The following is a 2,319-nucleotide window of genomic DNA, read 5'->3' as shown; positions in this document are numbered from 1 at the left end:
AAAAGACACTTGTATACGCTTGTGAAGACGGGTTCTCACTGTTGTTGAATTTACAGAGATTTTTTCACAGGGTCTTTACAGATGTTGCACCATATCCTATGCCATATTTACTGTATCTTATACTGAAAATACAGAAACACTTTCTGCTGGCACTGTCAGAACTTCGTCTGTTATATCTGCCGCATCTCCATTGGTATAGAGAATTTCCTTGATATTGAGTCCAGAGATTCTGCATGAAGCTGCGTTTGATGACGGATTTATTGCAACGATTATACTTTCATTATCATCGTATCGGCGATATACAAGCGGATATGCATTCTTTTCAGCATAGAGAAATTCAATCTTTCCGTTGCTCTTGAGTGCTGAGTGTGCTTGTCTGAGCTCTATAAGCTTTCTTACTTCATTATAAATTGAATCAGGATCATTTACAGCCTTTTCAACTGTAGGACGGTTGACATCTGAATCGATAGGAATATAAAGATCCTCAGGGTCTGCTGCAGAAAATCCCGCATTTACAGAGCTATTCCACTGCATAGGTGAACGTGATGCTGTTCTCTCAAAACCGCCCTCAACTGACTTTGCACCTTCAAGGTGACGCATTCCGATTTCATCACCATAATAAATAAAAGGAGCACCGGGCATTGTGAGAATGAATGAAAAAGCAAGCTTTATTTCTTTCTTGTCAAGACGCTGAGAAATTCTGGACATATCATGATTGCCTGATGGTATACAGATAAGTCCTTTGCCTTCTGTTTTTGCATAGTTTTCTTCATATGTCTTTACAAACTCAGATGCATCACCTGTTCCCTTTCTGGAGAAAAAGGGTTCTTCCACACGGAAAAGATCATTGTAATGTGAAGGGCCGAAATGCAGCAGAAAATCCATGTGAAAACCACCCATAAGAGATTTATCCGGCTGACCCCATTCAGAAATCATAGCAGCCTCAGGAAATTCTTGATTCAGAAATGCTCTGAAATCCTGCCAGAGTGCAATTGTAGCCTTGCTGTCCGTATCTCCCTTTACAAGTGACTGTGCCATATCTACACGGAAACCGTCGCAACCCATATTCAGCCAGAAACGCATAACATCTTTCATAGCCTCTCTTGTTGCCATCGGACCGGGGGCATCTACAGCCTGCATCCATGGCTTTGTAGGATTTGCAAAACCATAATTCAGTGCCGGCTGAATGGTATAGAAATTTGCCGCACAAGTGCCATCTCTGTCGGAAATTCCTCTTATAGAGCCTGTGATGTTCTCAATTCCACTTGCATCCTCCCATACGGAATCTGTCCAGATATATCTGTCTGTAAATTCATTTCTGTCAATCTTCATAGACTCCTTGAACCACTGATGCTCAATGGAAGTATGACCCGGAACGAGGTCGAGAATAACATGAATATCGAGTTTGTGTGCTTCTTCAAAGAAACGTTTCAGGTCTTCATTCGTGCCATATCTGGGAGCAACTTTTTTGTAGTTTGAAATATCGTAGCCTGCATCAAAGAAAGGTGATTCAAAGCATGGATTTATCCAGATTGCATTGCAACCTATACTTTTGATATAAGGCAGGCTCTCTGTCATACCTGCAAGATCACCTATACCGTCTGCATTTGTATCCTTATAGCTCTGAGGATAGATTTCATAGAATACTGCATTTTCAAGCCACTGTGGGTTGTTGTTTTTCATAGTATTTTCCTCCTGTACTTTTTTGATAACTTTTATATAGAATATTCATTTTCAGTTTACAGATGTTGTAAACCTGTGCTATTTTATATTATATTCCTTTATGCGGAATAACTCTAATACTATTCCCGCAGATAATTGTATTATTCTACTTTTTTGGAGAGACTTCACCATGGAAAAACAGCGTTTTCTTGAAAAATGCAGACACGACACCCCAAGATTTCCAATAGAATGCTTTCAGAGCCTGTGTTCATAAGCGTTTTAAGAGCGTAGCAGCATGAGAAATCATAATCATATACACAGGAGATTTCCCATTATTTTGTCCCATACGCCGTTATTTCTTGCTCGGCGATAAAAACTCCATACCGTATCATGCGGCGGATAGTCATGCGGCAGCATTCTCCACTGGCAGCCTGTCTTTACGATATACAGCACTGCTTCTACCAATGATCTCTTATGATATTTGCTTTTATTTCCGGATGGAAAGAATTCTTGGATTGCTTCCCATTGCTCGTCTGTCAAATCACTTTCGTAATTTGTTGCTTCACATTCTTTTTTCATTTTTCCTATTATATCATTTTTTCGCTATGAACATAAGCTCTTAGGCGTTTGTTTTCTTTTTCCTATCAGACTCTGAAG

The 2,319-nt window shown here is 39.8% G+C and carries 2 protein-coding genes; both read right to left on the bottom strand.

The genetic code is table 11. The features are described 5' to 3' along the window. Positions 1-117: 117 nt before the first annotated feature. Complete coding sequence (locus QZL66_RS01275; RefSeq protein ID WP_022409957.1) at positions 118-1,683, bottom strand: alpha-amylase family glycosyl hydrolase; 1,566 nt, start codon at positions 1,681-1,683, stop codon at positions 118-120. A gap of 288 nt (positions 1,684-1,971) precedes the next feature. Beyond that, positions 1,972-2,241 carry a transposase gene (locus tag QZL66_RS01270; protein WP_293601751.1) on the bottom strand — a complete coding sequence of 90 codons (270 nt, stop codon included), beginning with the start codon at positions 2,239-2,241 and terminating at the stop codon, positions 1,972-1,974. Positions 2,242-2,319 lie beyond the last annotated feature (78 nt).

Source organism: Ruminococcus sp. CAG:330 (assembly GCF_000437175.1).
Lineage (GTDB): Bacteria > Bacillota > Clostridia > Oscillospirales > Ruminococcaceae > Ruminococcus_C.
The sequence above is the reverse complement of the archived record's forward strand: the minus strand, read 5'-3'. Positions and strand labels throughout refer to the sequence as shown.